Raw genomic sequence first — 4,797 nt, forward strand, 5'->3', positions numbered from 1 at the left:
TCGTCGCCGTTCACGTGGAAGATCGGCGCCTCGACCATCAGCGCCACGTCCGACGGATAGGGCGAGGAGCGGCTGTACTGCGGCGCCGTCGTGAAGCCGATCTGGTTGTTGACGATGAAGTGGATGGTGCCGCCGGTGCGGTAGCCCTTGGTGCCGGAGATGGCGAAGCACTCGGCCACCACGCCCTGGCCGGCGAAGGCCGCGTCGCCGTGCAGCAGCAGCGGCAGCACGTGGCCGCGGCCCGAGTCCGGCGCATCGCGCAGGGTGAAGGCCTGCTTGGCGCGCGCCTTGCCCAGCACCACCGGATTGACGATCTCCAGGTGCGAGGGGTTGGCGGTCAGCGACAGGTGGACGCTGTTGCCGTCGAAGGCGCGGTCGGACGAGGCGCCCATGTGATACTTCACGTCGCCCGAGCCCTCGATGTCGGACGGCACCGAGGAGCCGCCCTGGAACTCGTGGAAAATGACGTGGTAGGGCTTGGCCATCACCGCGGCCAGCACGTTCAAGCGGCCGCGGTGCGGCATGCCCAAGACGATGTCGCGCACGCCGAGCGCGCCGCCGCGCTTGATGATCTGCTCCATGGCCGGGACCATGGCCTCGCCGCCGTCCAGGCCGAAGCGCTTGGTGCCCGGATAGCGCTTGTGCAGGAAGCGCTCGAAGCCTTCGGCCTCGATCAGCTTCTTCAGGATGGCGACCTTGCCCTCCTTGGTGAAGTGGATCTCCTTGTCGCGGCCCTCGATGCGCTCCTGCAGCCAGGCCTTCTGGGCCGGGTCGGAGATGTGCATGTACTGGACGCCGATGTCGCCGCAGTAGGTGCGCTTCAGCAGCGCCAGGATTTCGCGGATCGAGCCCGTCTCCAGGCCCAGCACGTAGTCGAGGAAGATCGGGCGGTCGAGGTCGGCCTCGGTGAAGCCGTAGGTCGCCGGATCGAGCTCGGAAGCATCGCCCTCGGGCACGGTGACGCCCAGCGGGTCGAGGTTGGCGCGCAGGTGGCCGCGCATCCGATAGGCGCGGATCATCATGATCGCGCGCAGGGAATCGAGGGTGGCGGCGCGGACCGATTCGGCGCTGGCCCCGGGGGCGGCGCGTTCGGCGACCTTGGCGCCGACCTTCGCCTCGACCGCAGGCCAGAGGCCGTCGATGGCCGAGAGCCAGTCGGGGCGGGCGGCGGGCGCGCCGGCCTTGGTCCAGGAGCGCTGGCCGGCGGCGGCCTTCACCTCTTCGGCGCGGTCGTTCAGCGAGGCGAAGAAGGCCTGCCAGGACGCATCGACCGAAGCCGGGTTCGCCGCCCACTTCGCGTAGAGGTCCTCCACGAACGCGGCGTTGCCGCCGTAGAGGAAGGAGGTCTCAGCGAGCACCTCGTTGATCAGACTGCCGTCGTCCGCCATTTGGTCCGTTTTCCCGAGGGGTCCGGCGCGGACCTCAGGATGAAGGAGCCGAGCGCGAACCGCCCATACTACTTAGGTTGTCGCCGAGCGCCTGCCAGCGCCCGGCCGTGGGGTTCAGGCGCCTTTCAGCACCTGAACGAGGGTTTCGCCCAGCTTCGCCGGCGAGGGGGAGACGCGGATGCCCGCGGCTTCCATGGCCGCGATCTTGTCTTCCGCACCGCCCTTGCCACCGGAGATGATGGCGCCGGCGTGGCCCATGCGGCGGCCCGGAGGCGCCGTACGGCCCGCGATGAAACCGACCATAGGCTTCTTGATGGGCGAATTTTTGATGAATTCCGCCGCGTCTTCCTCCGCCGAGCCGCCGATTTCGCCGATCATGATGATCGACTCGGTTTCCGGGTCCTTGAGGAACATGTCGAGGATGTCGATGAACTCGGTGCCCTTGACCGGGTCGCCGCCGATGCCGACCGCGGTGGTCTGGCCCAGGCCGACCTGCGAGGTCTGGTAGACCGCTTCATAGGTCAGGGTTCCGGAGCGCGAAACGACGCCGACCGAGCCCTTCTTGAAGATGTTGCCCGGCATGATGCCGATCTTGCAGGCGTCCGGCGTCAGCACGCCGGGGCAGTTCGGGCCGATCAGGCGCGACTTCGAGCCCGAGAGCGCGCGCTTGACCTTGATCATGTCGGCCACCGGGATGCCCTCGGTGATGCAGATGATCAGCGGGATCTCGGCGTCGACGGCTTCCAGGATCGAATCGGCCGCGAAGGGCGGCGGCACGTAGATCACGCTGGCGTCGGCGCCGGTCTGCTTGACCGCATCCTCGACGGTGTCGAACACCGGCAGGCCGATATGGGTCTGGCCGCCTTTGCCGGGGGTCACGCCGCCGACCATCTTGGTCCCGTAGGCGATGGCCTGTTCGCTGTGGAAGGTGCCCTGGGCGCCCGTAATGCCCTGGCAGATGACGCGGGTTTCTTTGCCGATGAGAATGGACATTAGGCGGCTTCCCGAACGGCCTTGACGATCTTTTCGGCGCCGTCCGACAGGTCGTCGGCGGACACCACATTGAGGCCGCTCTCGGCGATGATCTTCTTGCCGAGCTCGACGTTGGTGCCTTCCAGGCGCACGACCAGCGGAACCTGCAGCCCGACTTCCTTGACCGCCTCGACCACGCCCTCGGCGATGATGTCGCAGCGCATGATGCCGCCGAAGATGTTCACCAGGATGCCCTTCACGTTCGGGTCGGCGGTGATGATCTTGAAGGCCGCGGTGACCTTCTCCTTGCTGGCGCCGCCGCCGACGTCGAGGAAGTTGGCCGGTTCGGCGCCGTAGAGCTTGATGATGTCCATGGTCGCCATGGCCAGGCCCGCGCCGTTGACCATGCAGCCGATCTCGCCGTCGAGGGCGATGTAGCTGAGGTCGTACTTCGAGGCCTCGATCTCCTTGGCGTCCTCTTCGCTTTCGTCGCGCAGGGCGACGATGTCGGGGTGACGGAAGAGCGCGTTGCTATCGAAGCTGACCTTGGCGTCGAGCACCCGCAGGTGATCGTCGCCCGTGACGATCAGCGGGTTGATCTCCAGCATGCTCATGTCCTTGGCGAGGAACGCCGTGTAGAGCTGGCCGAGCAGGGTCGCCGCTTCCTTGGCGAGGCCGCCGGTCAGGCCCAAGGCCTTGGCCAGCTTGCGCGCATGGTGCGGGAAGACGCCGGTCGCCGGGTCAATCGAGAAGGTGACGATCTTCTCCGGGGTCGAGTGGGCGACCTCTTCGATGTCCATGCCGCCTTCGGTGGAGGCCACGACCGAGACCCAGCTCGTCTCGCGGTCGACCAGCAGCGACAGGTAGAATTCCTTGGCGATCGCGGCGCCTTCCTCGATGTAGAGGCGGTTCACCTGCTTGCCCTTGGGGCCGGTCTGATGGGTCACCAGCACGCGGCCGAGCATCTCCTCGGCGTTGGCCTTGACCTCGTCCACCGACTTGACGACGCGGACGCCGCCCTTGGCGTCGGGGCCGAGGCCCTCGAAGCGGCCCTTGCCGCGTCCGCCAGCGTGGATCTGGGACTTCACGACGAAGACCGGACCTCCGAGGTCCTGTGCGGCCTTGACCGCTTCGTCGACGGAGAAGGCGGCATAGCCGCGCGGGACCGCCACGCCGAACTCGGAGAGGACGGACTTGGCTTGATGCTCGTGGATGTTCATGAGGCCGCGGAACGCGTGATGGGGAAGCCCGCCGGGGCCGACGGACGGGCCGGGTTATAGGCGCCATGCTTGCGTGTGGCAACCGCGCCACGCCAAGAAATCATTGTAATTTTAGTACGCCGCACGCCCGCTCGGCGCGCGAGCCGCAGGTGGCCGCCCGTTTGCGTTCTGGGCGACATCGGCTATCTGCGGAGCCGGGCGAGGACGGCGGGCCTGAAGGACGAGCCGAGCAATGCGCAAAGTCGGATGCGCGGAATGATGCAGGACCCGCCCCTGGGGCCGATCACCTGGACTTCGGCGCGGCGCACCCTGGCGATCTCCGGCCTGATCGGCGTGTTCCTCAGCTTCGTCGGCGCGTTCGGCAGCGGGGGCATGCCGTTTCTGCCGCGCACCCTCTACATGGTCGCCATCGCCTGGGTCGGGGGCGGGCTCGGCATGGTCGCGCTGCGGCTGGTCGTGCGGCTGGGCTGGGGCGCAGGCCGGCGGCTAGCCCAGGCGGCGCTGGCCGCGGCCCTGATGACTCCGCTCATGGCCCTGGCGGTGTGGGGCTCCACGCGGCTCATCCCGCACGGCGCGGCGCCGCTGGCCCAACTGCCCGGCTATTTCGGCGTGACCTTCGTCATGTGCGAGACCATGACCCTCTTCGCGGTGTTCATGAACATGCGCGCCGCCCCGCCCGCCTCCGCCGCGACGCCAGAGCCGCCCCGGTTCCTGGAGCGGCTGCCCGCCCGGCTGCGGGGCGCCGAGCTGTGGGCGGTGGAGTCGGAAGACCATTACCTGCGCCTGCACACCTCCCAGGGCCAGGACCTGATCCTGCTGCGACTGGCCGACGCCGTGGCCGAGCTCGACGGGATCGAGGGGATGCAGGTGCACCGCTCCTGGTGGGTGGCGCGCGCGGCCATCGCCGAGGCCCGCCGGGGCGACGGCCGCGCCACCCTGACGCTGAAGGACGGCTCGGAGGTTCCGGTCAGCCGCACCTATGCGAAGGCGCTGCGCGAGCGGGGGTGGATTTAGGGCCCATTCCTCCCCTTTTGGGGCAGGGCAATCGCATATGGCTCCGATAAGCGGCGGTAGCCCACTTCGCGTGTCGTCCCGGAAAGCGCGCAGCGCCTACCGGATTCACACATTGTTGTCGGCCAGTGTGGTGACGCCGTCCTTAGCGGCTTGGAAGTGCAGCCATCCGGCGAGCATCACGGTGGGTCCGGGCTTGCCGTAGT

4 protein-coding genes are annotated in these 4,797 nt (G+C 68.1%); 1 reads left to right on the forward strand and 3 read right to left on the reverse strand.

Features of this window, described 5'->3' with window-relative positions; all coding sequences use genetic code 11:
- The 3 genes from ACE3TL_RS16575 to sucC all read right to left on the reverse strand — a co-directional run.
- A partial coding sequence (locus ACE3TL_RS16575) for a thiamine pyrophosphate-dependent enzyme (protein ID WP_374579766.1) occupies positions 1 to 1,388 on the reverse strand: 1,388 nt, incomplete at its 3' end.
- A gap of 114 nt (positions 1,389 to 1,502) precedes the next feature.
- On the reverse strand, positions 1,503 to 2,381 hold the full coding sequence (sucD, locus tag ACE3TL_RS16580; protein ID WP_374579767.1) for a succinate--CoA ligase subunit alpha: 879 nt from the start codon (positions 2,379 to 2,381) through the stop codon (positions 1,503 to 1,505).
- The gene (gene sucC / locus ACE3TL_RS16585) at positions 2,381 to 3,580 is read right to left on the reverse strand and encodes an ADP-forming succinate--CoA ligase subunit beta (RefSeq protein ID WP_374579768.1); all 1,200 of its coding nucleotides are present in this window, start codon (positions 3,578 to 3,580) and stop codon (positions 2,381 to 2,383) included. Before sucC ends, sucD begins: the two co-directional genes overlap by 1 nt.
- Positions 3,581 to 3,838: 258 nt before the next feature.
- Here sucC and ACE3TL_RS16590 point away from each other — a divergent pair, with 258 nt between their 5' ends.
- The gene (locus tag ACE3TL_RS16590; protein ID WP_374579769.1) at positions 3,839 to 4,594 is read left to right on the forward strand and encodes a LytTR family DNA-binding domain-containing protein; all 756 of its coding nucleotides are present in this window, start codon (positions 3,839 to 3,841) and stop codon (positions 4,592 to 4,594) included.
- Positions 4,595 to 4,797 lie beyond the last annotated feature (203 nt).

Source organism: Phenylobacterium sp. (assembly GCF_041920015.1).
Taxonomy (GTDB): Bacteria; Pseudomonadota; Alphaproteobacteria; order Caulobacterales; family Caulobacteraceae; genus Phenylobacterium.

What these genes read in the sequence shown, in the direction of transcription:
- sucD (WP_374579767.1), bottom strand. Translation starts at nt 2,381, where the DNA reads ATGTCCATTCTCATCGGCAAAGAAACCCGCGTCATCTGCCAGGGCATT.
- sucC (WP_374579768.1), bottom strand. Translation starts at nt 3,580, where the DNA reads ATGAACATCCACGAGCATCAAGCCAAGTCCGTCCTCTCCGAGTTCGGC.
- ACE3TL_RS16590 (WP_374579769.1), top strand. Translation starts at nt 3,839, where the DNA reads ATGCAGGACCCGCCCCTGGGGCCGATCACCTGGACTTCGGCGCGGCGC.